12 protein-coding genes and 1 pseudogene are annotated in these 13,620 nt (G+C 65.0%); 5 read left to right on the forward strand and 8 right to left on the reverse strand.

The annotated features are described in order from the left end of the window. Positions 1-17: 17 nt before the first annotated feature. The 3 genes from ACIPY3_RS08665 to ACIPY3_RS08675 are packed head-to-tail and all read right to left on the reverse strand — an operon-like array spanning position 18 to position 4,003. Entirely contained in the window at positions 18-2,147 is a 2,130-nt protein-coding gene (locus ACIPY3_RS08665; RefSeq protein ID WP_400332561.1) for an iron ABC transporter permease, read from the reverse strand. 12 nt (positions 2,148-2,159) lie between these two features. Beyond that, complete coding sequence (locus tag ACIPY3_RS08670; RefSeq protein ID WP_400332564.1) at positions 2,160-3,134, reverse strand: iron-siderophore ABC transporter substrate-binding protein; 975 nt, start codon at positions 3,132-3,134, stop codon at positions 2,160-2,162. Continuing rightward, entirely contained in the window at positions 3,131-4,003 is an 873-nt protein-coding gene (locus ACIPY3_RS08675) for an ABC transporter ATP-binding protein (protein ID WP_400332566.1), read from the reverse strand. The genes ACIPY3_RS08670 and ACIPY3_RS08675 overlap by 4 nt, the downstream gene beginning before the upstream one ends. 98 nt (positions 4,004-4,101) lie before the next feature. Here ACIPY3_RS08675 and ACIPY3_RS08680 point away from each other — a divergent pair, with 98 nt between their 5' ends. Both ACIPY3_RS08680 and ligD read left to right on the forward strand, forming a co-directional pair. Next, a complete protein-coding gene (locus tag ACIPY3_RS08680) occupies positions 4,102-4,518 on the forward strand; it encodes a Rid family hydrolase (RefSeq protein ID WP_400332569.1) in 417 nt (138 codons plus the stop codon). Positions 4,519-4,595: 77 nt separating this feature from the next. Beyond that, the gene (gene ligD / locus ACIPY3_RS08685; protein ID WP_400332571.1) at positions 4,596-5,840 is read left to right on the forward strand and encodes a non-homologous end-joining DNA ligase; all 1,245 of its coding nucleotides are present in this window, start codon (positions 4,596-4,598) and stop codon (positions 5,838-5,840) included. Between the two features lie 19 nt (positions 5,841-5,859). On the opposite strand, the gene ACIPY3_RS08690 is transcribed toward ligD, so the two are convergent. Beyond that, a complete protein-coding gene (locus ACIPY3_RS08690; protein WP_400332574.1) occupies positions 5,860-7,608 on the reverse strand; it encodes a pyruvate dehydrogenase in 1,749 nt (582 codons plus the stop codon). A 79-nt stretch (positions 7,609-7,687) separates the two neighbouring features. Next, positions 7,688-7,894, reverse strand: a complete 207-nt coding sequence (locus ACIPY3_RS08695) for a DUF2945 domain-containing protein (protein ID WP_400332577.1) — start codon at positions 7,892-7,894, stop codon at positions 7,688-7,690. A gap of 267 nt (positions 7,895-8,161) precedes the next feature. Between ACIPY3_RS08695 and ACIPY3_RS08700 the strand changes: the two genes are divergently transcribed. The 3 genes from ACIPY3_RS08700 (at position 8,162) to ACIPY3_RS08710 (ending at position 11,633) form a co-directional block, all read left to right on the forward strand. Further along, positions 8,162-8,974, forward strand: a complete 813-nt coding sequence (locus ACIPY3_RS08700; protein WP_400332629.1) for an MBL fold metallo-hydrolase — start codon at positions 8,162-8,164, stop codon at positions 8,972-8,974. A 128-nt stretch (positions 8,975-9,102) separates the two neighbouring features. Continuing rightward, complete coding sequence (locus tag ACIPY3_RS08705; protein WP_400332579.1) at positions 9,103-10,236, forward strand: tyramine oxidase subunit B; 1,134 nt, start codon at positions 9,103-9,105, stop codon at positions 10,234-10,236. 107 nt (positions 10,237-10,343) lie between these two features. Further along, a complete protein-coding gene (locus ACIPY3_RS08710; protein WP_400332582.1) occupies positions 10,344-11,633 on the forward strand; it encodes an ammonium transporter in 1,290 nt (429 codons plus the stop codon). Positions 11,634-11,697: 64 nt separating this feature from the next. On the opposite strand, the gene ACIPY3_RS08715 is transcribed toward ACIPY3_RS08710, so the two are convergent. The 3 genes and pseudogenes from ACIPY3_RS08715 to ACIPY3_RS08725 form a co-directional block, all read right to left on the reverse strand. Beyond that, on the reverse strand, positions 11,698-12,321 hold the full coding sequence (locus ACIPY3_RS08715; RefSeq protein ID WP_400332585.1) for a helix-turn-helix domain-containing protein: 624 nt from the start codon (positions 12,319-12,321) through the stop codon (positions 11,698-11,700). Between the two features lie 32 nt (positions 12,322-12,353). Continuing rightward, on the reverse strand, positions 12,354-12,992 hold the full coding sequence (hxlA, locus tag ACIPY3_RS08720) for a 3-hexulose-6-phosphate synthase (protein ID WP_400332587.1): 639 nt from the start codon (positions 12,990-12,992) through the stop codon (positions 12,354-12,356). Positions 12,993-13,143: 151 nt separating this feature from the next. Next, a pseudogene (locus ACIPY3_RS08725) lies at positions 13,144-13,620 on the reverse strand (tyramine oxidase); the annotation flags it as partial.

The following is a 13,620-nucleotide window of genomic DNA, read 5'->3' on the forward strand; positions in this document are numbered from 1 at the left end:
GGCCACCGCTGCCGGTTTCAGGCACTCCGATCCACGCGGGACCGCCACAGCAAGTAGACAAAGTAGGGCGCGCCCACCAGCGCCGTGGTGATGCCGGCGGGTATCTGGGCAGGGGCAATGATTGTGCGCCCGATGACGTCAGCCAGGACCACAGTGGAAGCGCCGATCAGGGCCGCCACCGGAAGGACGCGCGCGTGCCGCGCGCCCACCAAGGTGCGTGCAGCGTGAGGAGCCACGAGGCCCACGAAAGCAATGACGCCCACCGACGAAACCGCCCCGGCGGTCAGGAGCACTGCCACGGAGAGGAGAATCAACCGGGACCGCGTCAGTTGGATGCCAAGGACGCGGGGCGAATCGTCGTCCACGGCAATCAGGTCGAGGTCCCTCCGCAGGGCGGCCAGCACGGGCACGGCCATCACCAGCGCAAGCAGCGGAGGCAGGACCGACGCGAAGTTTCGCCCGTACGTTGACCCGGAAAGCCAGGTCAAAGCCTTGGTCTGGTTGAACGGATCCGTTGAAACGAGCAGGACGGTGATGATGGCTGCGAGTCCCGCGGAGACGCCGATTCCTATCAGGACAAGCCGGTTCTGCTGCAGGCCTCCGCGGAAGGAGAGGCCAAAGACCAAGACGGCGGAGAACGCGGCTCCCAGTAAAGCCGAGCCGGTAACCACCCACGCTCCAGCCAGTGGTGCTGTGGTGATCACCGCAATGGCTGCCAAACCGCCGCCGCCCGAGACACCCAGGATGCCAGGCTCGGCCAAGGAGTTCCGGGAAACTGCCTGAATGAGGGCGCCGGCAAGGGCCAGCGCCGCACCCGCCAGGACCGCGGCCAGGACCCGCGGCATCCGGGTGCCCAGGATGGCATTGACCCGGTTTCCGGATTGCCCCGTTAACCAATTGGTCAGATCCCCCAGCAGCAATTTGGCATCGCCAAGCAAAGCTCCGGCCACAAGCAGCCCTGCCAACAGCACCAGCAAGGCCATCAGGACGCCCCTGAAAAAACTGCGCGAGCGCAATCGTGCCAGGGCATCCCCGGCCGCGCTGAGACCGGCGTCGGTCATGCGCAACGCCAAGGCCACCAGGAACACTGCGCCAAAGACGGTGGTCACCGCGCCCGTTGGTACCTCGACGCCGGCCTGGGCGCCGAACAGCCCTCGTACGGCGACATCCGCGCCAACCACGACGATCGCTCCGGCCAACCCGGAAACGGGCAGGAGGGAACGGTGTCTGCCGAGGCCGCGGAGGCGGCTGGCCAGCAAGCGAACGATCGCCGGGGCACATAGCCCGACAAAACCGATGGGTCCCGCGATGGTCACCGCCGCTGCGGACAGGACAACAGCCAGCACGACGGCGGCCACCCGGGCGACACGCGGATCCGCGCCCGCCAGCCTCGAGGCATCGTCTCCCAAGCCCAGGAGGTCAAGCCTGCGGGACAGTACCAGGAGCAAGGCGACAGCAACCACTACCACCGGCGTGAACTGCAGCAATTCATCACTGCGGGACTGGGCAAGGCTTCCTTGTCCCCAGGCGTACAGCCCGGTTGTTTGCTGGCTGAAAAGCAGCAGGAGGGCGCTGGTCGCCGAATGAAGCCCCAGCGCCAGCGCTGTCCCTGCAAGGACCAGGCGAATGGGGCCACCGTTGCCGTTGGCTCCACCACCGGACAGCGCCAGCACGAGCACGGCTGCGGCGAGGCCGCCAAGGAAGGCAACTCCACCGGACAAGAGCGCGGGCAAGGTCAAGCCGAACGCCGCTACGCCTACGATCGCGAAATGCGCGCCGGCGTTGACTGCCAAGGTATCCGGTGATGCCAGGACGTTACGGGTTGCCGATTGCAGTGCAGCCCCGGCAACGCCCAGGGCGACGCCCACCAGGAGGCCTGCGACAAGGCGGGGCACGCGGGAGGCGATCAACACCGCTGTCGCCTGGTCCGAGCCGCTGCCGGTGAGCATCCCCAGCAACTTGTCAGGGCCGACGTCGGCCGTCCCTTGCGTCAGGTGGATCAGCGAAAAGGCCACCAGGAGCAGCAGGCCGGCCACGGCGGCGAGGACGGTTCCGGACCAGCGCCGGGAACCTGCAGGAGCGGGGGCGGGAGCGCCCGCCACGGCCGTGGCAGCGGTCATGGCGGGCCTCCGTGCTGTTTGGGTCATGATGCGGCGGTGCTATTTGGTGAGGGATGCCACCAGGGCGTCGACGTACTGCGTCATCGAAGCCGGGCCACCGAACATCCAGATGCCGTCCGGCAGGCGGTGGACGCTTCCGGAAGCGACGAACGGAAGGGACTTCCAGACCGCATTGTTGGTCAGCTCATCGGTGAAGTCGCCGTCGGCGTTGTTGGTGATGTAGGCAAAGCTGTCAGCGTTGATGGCAGTCAAGCCCTCGACGTCGGTTGAAGCCAGGCCGTACGCGGGATCGCCTTCCATGGTCCAGGGGCTGACCAGCCCAAGTTCGGTGTTGATGTCTGCCATCAGTGATCCCTTGACGTACGGCCGTACAGAAACCTTGCCGTCGGCCACCCAACCGTCGGCGAAGGCCACGCGCTTTCCTGCGAGCCCTGCCTTTTCGAGGTCGGCCTTGCCCTTGGCCACCGCTGCATCGAACGCGGCGATGGCTTCATCGGCCTTCTTCTCCGTGCCTGTTGCCTTGGCGACGAGCTTGAGGTTGTCCTCTGCCTGGGCGATCTGGCGGCTCGCGTCGGCGGACTTGACCACCACAACGGGAGCAAGCTCCTCAAGCTGCTTGATGACCGGGTCGGCCAGGTCTGTGGTGGCGACAATCAGGTCGGGATCCAGGGAAGCGATGGTGTCGAAGCTGGGTTCGCTGCGGGTTCCGATGTCCTTGGGCGTGCTGTCCAGCTTGCCGGCCGTGACCCAGGCACTGTAACCCTTGACGTCGGCCACACCCACGGGCATGACGCCGAGCGTCGTGAGGTTCTCCACGACGTTCCATTCGGTGCCGACTACGCGCTTGGCGGGTCCGTCGAGTTTGACCTCCGTACCGCGGGCGTCGGTCACGGTGATGGCACTGCCGCCTGCGGCGCCGCTGGAGGCCGAACCGGCAGGTGCTTCTGTAGTGCCGCAGCCGGTGAGGAGAAGCGCGGCAGCAGCCGTAGCGGCCAAAGCCTTGGGGATTTTCATGGACGCATGGTCCTTTCCTTGGTGAGGGGTTGGGTTTCGCTGTGCCGGCCCACTGCGCGGGTGCGCAGCCTTCCGGTCAGCGGATCAGTATGGGTAACGATGGGGATGGAATAGACCTCGCTGAGGAGGGCGGGGTCGAGGGCCTCGTGTGCAGGACCCGCCGCAGCGATGCGGCCTTTGGAGAGCACTACCACCTGGTCGGCCAACGCCGCGGCCTCGTCGAGGTCGTGCAACACGACGCCGACGGCTACGCCATGGACGCGGGCGAGGTCGAACACAAGGTCGAAGATTTCCACCTTGTAGCGAAGGTCCAAATGGTTCGTCGGTTCGTCGAGCAGAAGCACCGAGGTGTCCTGGGCCAGGCAGCTGGCCAGCCACACGCGCTGGAGCTGCCCTCCCGAAAGCTCGTGGACTCCCCTGCCGGCCAAGTCGCCGACGCCGGTGAGCAGCATGGCGCGTTCGACGGCGGCAGCCCCCTCGGGGTCGGCGGCCCGCCACCGTCCGCGGTACGGATGGCGGCCGAATTCGACCACGTCACGGACGCTCAGGCCGTGGGGCACCGGGCGGCTCTGCGAGAGCAACGTCACGTGGCGGGCGAAATCGCTGCGCTTCATCATGAGGGCATCAACTGCCTCACCGTCCGAGGGGCTGACGGTAACACTTCCCGACAATGTGGCATGCAAACGTGCCAAGGCCCGCAGCAACGTGGACTTTCCGCTGCCGTTGGGGCCCACCAGGGCGACGATCCGCCCGGGCTCCAGGTTAAGGCCCGCACCGTGGACCACGTCCTTGGCGCCGTAGCGCAGCACAAGGTCGTGGGCCTCGAGGCCGGCCTGTTTTCCCTGCTCAAACACAGTTTGCTCAATCACAGATGGAAGATTAGCTTAGCCTTACCTTATTTAAGAAAACGGCGGCTTCATCTGTTATCGGGGTCACACCCAGGCCTGGTGGTGGCATCATTACGTGCATGTCTTCTGACCAGCTCCCTACTGTCCAGCGCCTTCGTCCCCAAGGGCTCGTGAACAGCCCTGCTTTCAGCCATGTCGCGATCGTGCCGCCTGGCGCAACCACCATTTACGTGGGAGGCCAGAATGCTGTGGATGCGGACGGCCACCTCGTTGGACAGGACGATGTTGCAGTACAGTCGGCCCGTGCCTTGGCCAACGCCCGCACCGCCTTGGCCGCAGCCGGAGCAACCCTTTCCGACGTGGTGCAGTGGACCGTGCTCTTTGTGGACGGTGCGGACCTCGGGGCGGGATACGGCGCCATCGCTTCCGAGCTTGCGTCGGATGAACCACCGCTGGTCATGGCCGCACGGGTGGCTGGCCTCGGTGTTCCCGGGGCGCTGGTGGAGATCAGTGCGGTAGCCGCCGTCGTGCACTGACTGTTACGTGAGGGTGCCGCGAGGTGCCTTCGGCAACTCCTCTGGTTCACGGGTCCGAACGTTGCTAGCGTGACACCATGAGTCCGTCAAAGACCCCGCCCGAGATCCTGGCCATCGACGACTGGGATGTCAGCATTTCAAGTCCGGACAAGGTGGTATTTCCGGAACCGGGGATCACCAAGCTGGACTTGGTGCGGTACTACCTTGCCGTCGCGGAAGGAGCATTGCGCGGTGCGGGCGGCCGTCCGATGGTCCTCAAGCGCTTCCCCAAGGGCATCAACGCCGAGCCGTTCTTCCAAAAACGGGTTCCTGAGAACCATCCACCCTTCATCGACACGGCAACCCTGCATTATTCGTCCGGGACCTCGGCGGAGGAAGCGGTCATCCGGGATGCTGCAGGATTGGCGTGGGTGGTGAACCTGGGGTGCCTCGACCTCAATCCGCATCCTGTACGCGCCGAGGACCTTGACCACCCGGACGAGCTGAGGATCGATTTGGATCCCATGCCGGGAGTGGATTGGTCCCAAATCGTGGATGTTGCTTACGTTGCGGGGGAAGTGCTGGAGGACGTTGGATTGGTGGGATGGCCCAAAACCAGCGGATCCCGGGGTTTGCACATCCTGGTCCGGATTGCGCCGGACCACGACTACAAGCACGTGCGCCTCGCCGCCGAAACGCTCGCCCGGGAAGTGGAGATCCGGGCGCCCGGACTCGCCACTGCCCGATGGTGGAAGGAGGAGCGCGGAGAGAGCGTCTTCGTTGACTTCAACCAAAACGCCAAGGACCGGACGGTGGCCTCCGCCTACTCGGTGCGGCCGCTCCCCGACGCCAGGGTCTCCACTCCCCTTACCTGGGACGAGCTGGCGACGGCCAGGCCCGGCCAATTCACCGTGTTGACCGTACCGGCGCGCTTCGCGAAACAAGGGGATCCCCATGCAGGGATCGATGGCGCTGCAGGTAGCCTGGACCGGCTCCTCGCCTTGGCCGCCGAGCTGGGACCGGCTGAGAAAGCTCCGCGTTCGGGTGATGGTTCGGGACGGCGGCAGTCGGTCATGCCGCTCATTGAAGTGGCCCGGACCAAGACCAAGGCCGAAGCCCTCGAAGCGCTGGAAGCGTGGAAGGCGCGCCACGCAGCTGTTGTGGCGGAGTTGCACCCCGCCGATGTCCTGGTGGACGGCATGCGCGGCTCAAGCTCCCTGTGGTACCGCGTCCGCATCAACCTCCAGCACGTTCCGGAGGCACAACGCCCGGAGCAGGAAGAGCTGATCGCCAACTACGATCCCTGGGCCGGAAAGGAATGGCCCGGCCGGCCCGGAGCGTGAGCCCGGTCCCCTTGTTCCGCTAGTGCCGTGGGATGTTGCGGAGGTTGCTCCGGGCCATGCTGACCGCCTCCCCTGCCCCACGGTTCAGCACCACCTTGGACATTGCGGTGGCGAAGCCGATGACCTGGGAGCCCGAAATCTTGGGCGGGAGGGACAACGCCTGCGGGTCGGTGATCAGCTCAACCAGCGACGGCCCGGGGTGGGCGAATGCCGAGCGGTACGCCCCTTCAATGTCCGCGGGGTCCGTAACCCGGACAGCATGGAATCCCAAGGCGGCGGCCACTGCCGCATAGTTGACGTCGGGAACGTCAACGCCGAAGTCAGGCAGGCCGTCCACCAGCATCTCCAGCTTCACCATGCCCAGCGTGGAGTTGTTGAACACCACCACGTTCACCGGAAGTTTGAGCGCGGCGACCGTGATGAGTTCCCCCAGCAACATGGAGAGGCCGCCGTCCCCCGAAACCGAGACCACCTGGCGTTCCGGGAACGCCACTTGCGCTCCGATGGCGTGCGGCAGGGCGTTCGCCATGGAGCCGTGGAGGAAGGAGCCAATCAGTCTGCGCGTGCCCAAGGGGTTGATGTACCGGGCCGTCCACACATTGCACATTCCGGTGTCGGCAGTAAAGATGGCGTCTTCGGCCGCCGTCTGGTCCAGCAGCGATGCCGCGTACTCCGGGTGGATCGGTTGCTTTTTCTCCACTTTCCGCGTGTAGGCACCCACGGCTTTGTTCATCAAGCGATCGTGCTTCTTGAGCATCTGGTCCAGGAAACGCCGGTTGGTCTTCGGCTTCACCAGGGGCAGCAGGGCGGTGAGGGTAGGCAGGACATCGCCGTGTACGGCGAGATCGACGTCGGTCCGTCTCCCCAGCCGCTGTGCGGCCCTGTCCACCTGGGCCGTGCGGGTGTCCGGCAGGAACTGGTCGTAGGGGAAATCGGTCCCGAGAAGGATCAGCAGGTCAGCGTCCTCGATTCCTTCCGCTGCCGCGCCATATCCAAGCAGTCCCGTCATGCCGATATCGAACGGGTTGTCGTACTGGACGAAGTCCTTGCCCCGCAGGGAGTGTCCAATGGGCGCCTTGGCGAGTTCGGCCAGCGCGATCAGCTCACTGTGCGCTCCCTCAACGCCCGCCCCGGCGAAAATGGCGACCTTGCCGGCGTCGTTGATGGCATCGGCGAGCCCCTGCACGCTCGTGGGATCGGGGATCAGGGAGGCAGGGCGGAAGGTGGCCGGCAGGGGCGAGGGCGCTGTGGCTTCGAGGCCGGCAATATCGCCCGGGAGTGTTACGACGGCCACTCCGCCGAGTGCCAGCGCACTCTGGATGGCGCTGTGCATGACCCTTGGGGCCTGTTCGGCCGTGCTGATCAGTTCCGAGTAGACGGAACACTCATTGAACAGCCGGTCAGGGTGGGTTTCCTGGAAGAATCCGCTGCCGATCTGCTTGCTGGGTATGTGGGAAGCGATGGCCAGTACCGGAGCGCCTGTCCGGTTGGCGTCATAGAGGCCGTTGATCAGGTGAAGGTTGCCGGGACCGCAGGAGCCCGCACACACTGCCAGCTTCCCGGTCAGCTGCGCGTCCGCGGCCGCAGCGAACGCGGCTGCCTCCTCGTGGCGCACGTGGATCCAGTCGATGCCGCCTTTTGCGGATCCTCCGGTTTGCCGGACGGCATCCACCAGGGGGTTCAGGCTGTCACCCACAATCCCGTAGATCCGCTGCACCCCCGCAGCCTGGAGTTGTTCAATGAGCTGGGTGGCGAGTTCCTTGGCCATGTGTGCAGACTCCCCTGTTTTGCTTGGTGGCTGACAGGGCCAATATAGCCGCCTTCGCTCAACGGTGTTCCGGCCGCGTCTACGGCAGTTCAGTCAGCGCGGATCCTTTGTGGGCTGCGTGGGCACCCGTTTTCGCGGATTCGACGACGTATTGCGGCTCATCTTCGCTGGCCCGGTGGGTGTTGCCATCAAGCTGAAAATCGCTCGTCTTCTTTTCCACGATCTTGCCGTGCGTCTTGCCTTGGGAGGTGTTCCATTCCACTCGTGTTCCCTTGCTCAGTGCCATGGTGTTCCTTTGCTTGGTCTGGACAGTCCGGGCCTGGATAGCTGGAAGGCGCACCTGTGGCGGCCTTCGCAGACGACGCTAGTGGAGTTGGGCTGGGGGCGGAAGCTCCCTTGACGAAGCGGCAGCCCCCAGCAGCAGTTCCGTCATTTCTGTTGGAGGCATATGCGGGCGCAATGGCAGCCTCTTCCTGCGCAACGTGGGGTGCCATAGTGTGGGGCATCCAGCCTGCGGGAGGGTGCAGGAGAATCGGTGGAAGGGAACGCTGGGATGTTGGTCTGTGGAACGTGTGGGGTTGAGCGCGAGGAGCCCACGCCGGAGCTGTGCCCTATCTGTGCCGACGAGCGGCAGTACGTCCTGGAGGAAGGCCAGCGGTGGCTTGGCCTTGACGGGCTGGCGGCGGCTGGTCATCGGGTGGTGGTTGAAGAAAACGAGCCGGGCCTTTGGGGTATTCGGGTAGAACCCAAAGTTGGCATTGGACAGACATCCCAATGGGTTCTCACTCCGGAGGGGTCCGTGATCTGGGACCCGGTTGGCTATGTGGATGACGCCGCCGTGCGGGCCGTGCTTGATCGCGGGCCCGTCCTGGCAATTGCGGCGAGCCATCCGCACATGTTCGGTGTGCAGGTGGAGTGGTCCCGCAGGCTTGGTGGAGTTCCCATCCTGGTGCCGGAGATTGATCGGCAATGGCTGGGCCGCGATGACCCGAACGTTGTTTCGTGGGCGGGGAGCCGGCTCCTCGCGGAGGGGCTGACGCTCCATCAGGCCGGAGGCCACTTTCCGGGCAGTGCCGTGGTGCATTGGGCGGCCGGAGCTGACGGGAGAGGCGTTCTGCTGACGGGCGATACGGTGTTCCCCAACCCGGACCGCCGATCGGTAGCTTTCATGCGCAGTTACCCAAACCATCTTCCCTTGTCCGGCGCAGTGGCGTTGCGCCTGGCGGAGGATCTGGGTGGGATTGAGTTCGACCGGATGTACGGAAACTTCAACAACGTCATTCCATCCGGAGCGAAGGCAGTGCTGAGGAAGTCTGCCGAGAGGCATGCCGCGTGGGCGCGGGGGGATTTCGACCATCTGACGTAGCGCGGCCTGGCGACCGCCCCGGACGGAGAAGTTACACGCCGGAAACTTCCGCTTGATGGATCGGAAACGCCATGAGGGTTGAATGTCAGTTACCAATGTTTCATGACATGATCCACGAAGGAGTACCTATGTCCACCGAGATCAACTTCCGCTACCTCAGCGAACCCGACATGATCGACGCCGGCGTCGGCGACCTGGTCCGCTGCACCGACGTCATGGAGGAAGCCCTTGTTCTGCTTCGCCTGGGCGATTACCGGATGGCCGGTGAGAACGGCAACTCCCACGGCGCCATGATCACGTTCCCGGCAGCCCCCGAGTTCGCGGGGATGCCCAAGGACGGCCCGGACCGCCGCTTCATGGCCATGCCCGCCTACCTCGGTGGCCGCTTCGGTACCTCCGGGGTGAAGTGGTACGGCTCCAACACCGAAAACCGAGGCAAGGGCCTCCCCCGTTCCATCCACGTGTTCGTCCTGAACGACAGCGACACCGGCGCCCCGTTGGCCATCATGAGTGCCAACCTCCTCAGCGCATACCGCACCGGTGCCGTTCCCGGCGTCGGGGTCAAGCACCTTGCCAAGGCCGATGCGAAGGTCGCGGCCGTCGTCGGACCCGGTGTGATCGCCCGCTCCGTCCTCTCCACCACCCTGGCCCTTCGCCCCTCCATCGACACCCTCTACGTCAAGGGCCGCAGCGAAGGCAGCACCCAGGCCTTCGTTGACTGGGCCCAGGCCACCTTCCCGCAACTGACCAAGGTCGCGGCGGCAGCGAGCATTGAGGACGCGATCTCCGACGCCGACGTCGTCATGGCCACCACCTCCACCGACGCCGCCGGCAGCGAGGCCTTCCCGTACTTCCCCAAGCACGCCATCAAGCCCGGCGCCCTGCTGCTCCTGCCTGCCGCGGCCCGCTTCGATGACGACTTCCTCCAAGGCGACGCCCGCCTGGTCATCGACGCCGAAGGCCTCTACCAGGCCTGGCTCGAAGAATACGGCCCCACCGCCTACCAAATCCTCGGCATCCCCGGATCCCACTGGTTTGGACTCCTCGAAGAAGGCAAGATCCCCGCCTCCAAGATCGAAGAAATCGCCGACATCGCCACCGGCAAACTCCCCGCACGCCGCGACGACGAAGAAATCATCCTCTACTCCGTCGGCGGCATGCCCATCGAAGACGTCGCCTGGGCCACCGAGCTCTACCGAACCGCCGACGAAAAGAACATCGGCACCGTCCTGAACCTCTGGGAAACCCCCGCCCTCGCATAACCCCTCCAGACCTGCGTTGGGGGCGGCAGTCACCCGCCCCCAACGCACACCAACACACCCAACCCCATCCACCGCACCCAACAAGAACCGCTCGAAAGGGGTTTCCCATGGATACGGGAAATGTCGCCTGGCTGCTGGTCAGCTCGGCCCTGGTTTGCCTCATGATCCCCGCCCTGGCCCTCTTCTACGGAGGAATGGTCGGCTCCAGACGCATCCTGAACATGATGATGATGTGCTTCGGCGGCGTCAGCATCGTCGCCGTCCTCTGGGCCGCGTTCGGCTACTCCGCAGTGTTCGGGAACTCCCTCGGCGGCGCCGGGCTGCTCGGCGACCCCACCCAGTACCTCGGACTGGAACAACTCCTTGCCGAGGACCCCAACGCCGCCATCCCACCGGCCCTGTTCGCGGCGTTCCAGCTCTTCTTCGCAGGCATCACCACCGCCATCATTGCCGGCGCCGCAGCTGGACGCATGAAGTTCGGCGCGTGGATGCTGTTCGCCGCGCTCTGGGCAACAGTGGTCTACCTCCCCGTCGCCCACTGGGTCTTCGCCCTGAACTCCCCCGACGGCAGCATCACCGGCGGCTGGATCCTCAACGGGCTCAAAGCCATCGACTTCGCCGGTGGCACAGCAGTTCACATCAACGCAGGCGTCGCCGCGCTCGCTCTCTCACTGGTCCTGGGCCGAAGCGCCGGATGGCCCAAGAGCGAACACGTCAGGCCCCACAGCAGGCCCCTGGTCCTCGTCGGTGCAGGACTCCTCTGGGTCGGCTGGTACGGCTTCAATGCCGGGTCAGCGCTCGCGGCCGGCAACACCGCCTCCGTCGTTTTCCTGACCACCTCAGTGGCAGGTGCCGCTGCGCTCCTGGGCTGGATCGCCGTCGAGCGCCTCCGCCGCGGGCGCGCCAGCAGCATCGGCGCCGCCTCCGGGCTGGTGGCCGGTCTTGTTGCCATCACTCCTGCGTGCGGCGCAGTCAGCCCGATCGGTGCCATCGCCATCGGAGCCATCGCCGGTGCGGTGTGTTCTCTGGCGGTGGAGTGGAAGTTCCGCCTGGGCTTCGACGACTCCCTGGACGTGGTGGGAGTGCACTTGGTGGGTGGCGTCATCGGCACGTTGCTGATTGGCGTCTTCGCCACCGAAGCAGCCCCGAACAAGGCGGCCGGACTGCTCTACGGCGGCGGTTTTGACCTCCTCGGCACCCAGGCCCTCGCTACGGGAGCCGTGTTGCTGTACTCGTTCGCCGCAACCTGGCTCGTGGCAAAACTCGTTCAGGTGACCGTGGGACTGCGCATCCGGCCGGAAGACGAACTGCGCGGCATCGACATTGCTGCCCACGCCGAAGAGGCCTACCTGGTGGATGAAGAGCCCGAAATGCTCGGCTCCCCCTCCCGTTCCTAAAGCGCCTCGCGTTCGTGAAGAGGGCGGCCTGGAGAATCATCCAGGCCGCCCTCTTCATGCACTTTCAGCGGGCTGCAACCGCGAGGAAGCGAATAGGCAGCTCCACCAGACGCAGCGGACCGTGCGGACCTTCGCCCTCGAAGACCAACGAATCCCCGGTGGCGAGCTCGTACTCGTAAGACCCGTGCCCGTAGACCATCCGACCTTCGAGCATGTAAATGAACTCCGTTCCGGGGTGCTGGAACTGCGGAAAGACATCGGAAGCACTGGTCAACGTTACGAGACTGGGCTCAATGGCGTGCTCACGGCGCTTGAGTGAGCCGAGGGAACGGTACTCATGGCCGTGCCGGGTACCGCTCCTGACCGTGACGCTTCCTTCCCCGGCCCGGGTCAGGGTGGCTTCGCGTTCGGTGTCCGCGCCTTGGAACAGCGCCGTCACCGGTACGTTCAAGCCTTGGGCCAGACGCTGCAAGGTAGTCAACGAACACGAAGTGCTGGCCGACTCGATCTTCGAAATCATCGCCTTGGACAAACCTGTGCGGTTCGCCAGTTCCGCTGCCGACATCCCGGCGTCCACCCTGTGCCGTTTCACCTGGACAGCGATAACGCCCTCCAAGGCGCCGAGAGTGGCTTCTGATTCCTGGTGCCCTACGGTTTCTTCGGCCTTTTCCGCCCGCCCAGTTGTCATGCGTTTGAGTATAGATGCGTCCCGCCCACACCTTAGGCGGCGGGCCGCCACATAATGGCCGAGCGGAGATCCTTTGCGACCTCAGTCGGGTTGGGCGCTGCGTGGATAGCGGCACCGACGACGGCGACATCCGCGCCCGCCTGCTGAACGGCGTCGATGGTACGTGGCTTGACGCCACCGGCAACCGAAAACGGTACGCCGGATGCGACACCGGCACGGACCAGCGCATCCAAGTCGAATCCCGGGGCTCGCTGCTCGTCCAGGCCACCGGTCATCTCCACAAATGATGCACCCAGACCCCAGACTTCCTTGGCACGGGCAACCTTGTCCGTGACGCCGATCAGGTCAACTACAACACCCTTGTTCCGGGCTTTCGCGGCTTTGACGGCACCTGCGATGGTGGAGTCATCCGCGGCACCAAGCACAGTGACCAGATCCGCGCCGGCGCTGAATGCCAGGTCGGCTTCCAGCTCACCCGCGTCCATGGTCTTCATGTCAGCAAAGACTATTTTGTCCGGATGGGCTTCCTTGACGGCCGTGATGACCGCAAGCCCCTCGCACTTAATCAGGGATGTCCCTAGTTCGATGATGTCCACATACCTGGCGACTTTGCCAGCCAGTTCGAGCGCGGCTTCGGTGGTGAGGAGGTCGATGGCTACCTGAAGTTTCATGAGGTGGCTCCTAAAGGGGATACGGCTGTGGAAATGAAACCGGTCCCCGGTGCGGCAGCGGACGACTTTGCCGCTGCCGCACCGGGGACCGGAAGTTTGAAACGGACGTGGCGCGGAGCCGTGGTGGCTCCGCGCCGGTGCCTTTGCGTACTTACTTGCTTCCGTGCGGGTGCTGGTTCCCGTTGTGGCAGCAGGTGTCGCTGTCACTTGTTTGGGTGGTGCTGGTGGTGGTGGGGAGGTTGAGGGTGGGGTTTTGGTTGAAGAAGCCGTGGGGTTCGAGCATGAAGCCGATGTTTTGGCGGGGCATGACGGGCCAGTCTTCGAGGCGGACGACGTGGTGCATGCCGAAGGTGTACCAGACCACGAGGTCTTGATCGACGATGTTGCGGTCTTTTTGGGTCCAGATGTGCAGTCCGTCATCGGCGCCGGTGGCCTGGTTGGGGTACTCGCCCGCGGCGAAGCGTTCGGTGCGGTCGTAGGGGGTGACCCAGAGGTTGTGGCGGGCGAATTGGGCGCGTTGGGAGACGTAGGCTTCGTCCCGGGCGGCGAGTTGGATGCCGTTGGTGGGGATCAGCCGGTACGCGACGGGTTCGTTGACGAGGTTCTTGGAGTCGTGGTTGGCGATCTT

The sequence above is a fragment of the Paenarthrobacter sp. NPDC089714 genome (assembly GCF_044748905.1).
In the GTDB taxonomy this organism is placed as follows: Bacteria; Actinomycetota; Actinomycetes; order Actinomycetales; family Micrococcaceae; genus Arthrobacter.

Bases quoted from the DNA above. Each gene is read 5' to 3' on its own strand.
- ACIPY3_RS08665 (WP_400332561.1), bottom strand. From the start codon at position 2,147: ATGACCCAAACAGCACGGAGGCCCGCCATGACCGCTGCCACGGCCGTG.
- ligD (WP_400332571.1), top strand. From the start codon at position 4,596: ATGAGTCCGTCAAAGACCCCGCCCGAGATCCTGGCCATCGACGACTGG.
- ACIPY3_RS08710 (WP_400332582.1), top strand. From the start codon at position 10,344: ATGGATACGGGAAATGTCGCCTGGCTGCTGGTCAGCTCGGCCCTGGTT.
- ACIPY3_RS08695 (WP_400332577.1), bottom strand. From the start codon at position 7,894: ATGGCACTGAGCAAGGGAACACGAGTGGAATGGAACACCTCCCAAGGC.
- ACIPY3_RS08690 (WP_400332574.1), bottom strand. From the start codon at position 7,608: ATGGCCAAGGAACTCGCCACCCAGCTCATTGAACAACTCCAGGCTGCG.
- ACIPY3_RS08715 (WP_400332585.1), bottom strand. From the start codon at position 12,321: ATGACAACTGGGCGGGCGGAAAAGGCCGAAGAAACCGTAGGGCACCAG.
- ACIPY3_RS08680 (WP_400332569.1), top strand. From the start codon at position 4,102: ATGTCTTCTGACCAGCTCCCTACTGTCCAGCGCCTTCGTCCCCAAGGG.
- ACIPY3_RS08670 (WP_400332564.1), bottom strand. From the start codon at position 3,134: ATGAAAATCCCCAAGGCTTTGGCCGCTACGGCTGCTGCCGCGCTTCTC.
- ACIPY3_RS08705 (WP_400332579.1), top strand. From the start codon at position 9,103: ATGTCCACCGAGATCAACTTCCGCTACCTCAGCGAACCCGACATGATC.
- hxlA (WP_400332587.1), bottom strand. From the start codon at position 12,992: ATGAAACTTCAGGTAGCCATCGACCTCCTCACCACCGAAGCCGCGCTC.
- ACIPY3_RS08700 (WP_400332629.1), top strand. From the start codon at position 8,162: ATGTTGGTCTGTGGAACGTGTGGGGTTGAGCGCGAGGAGCCCACGCCG.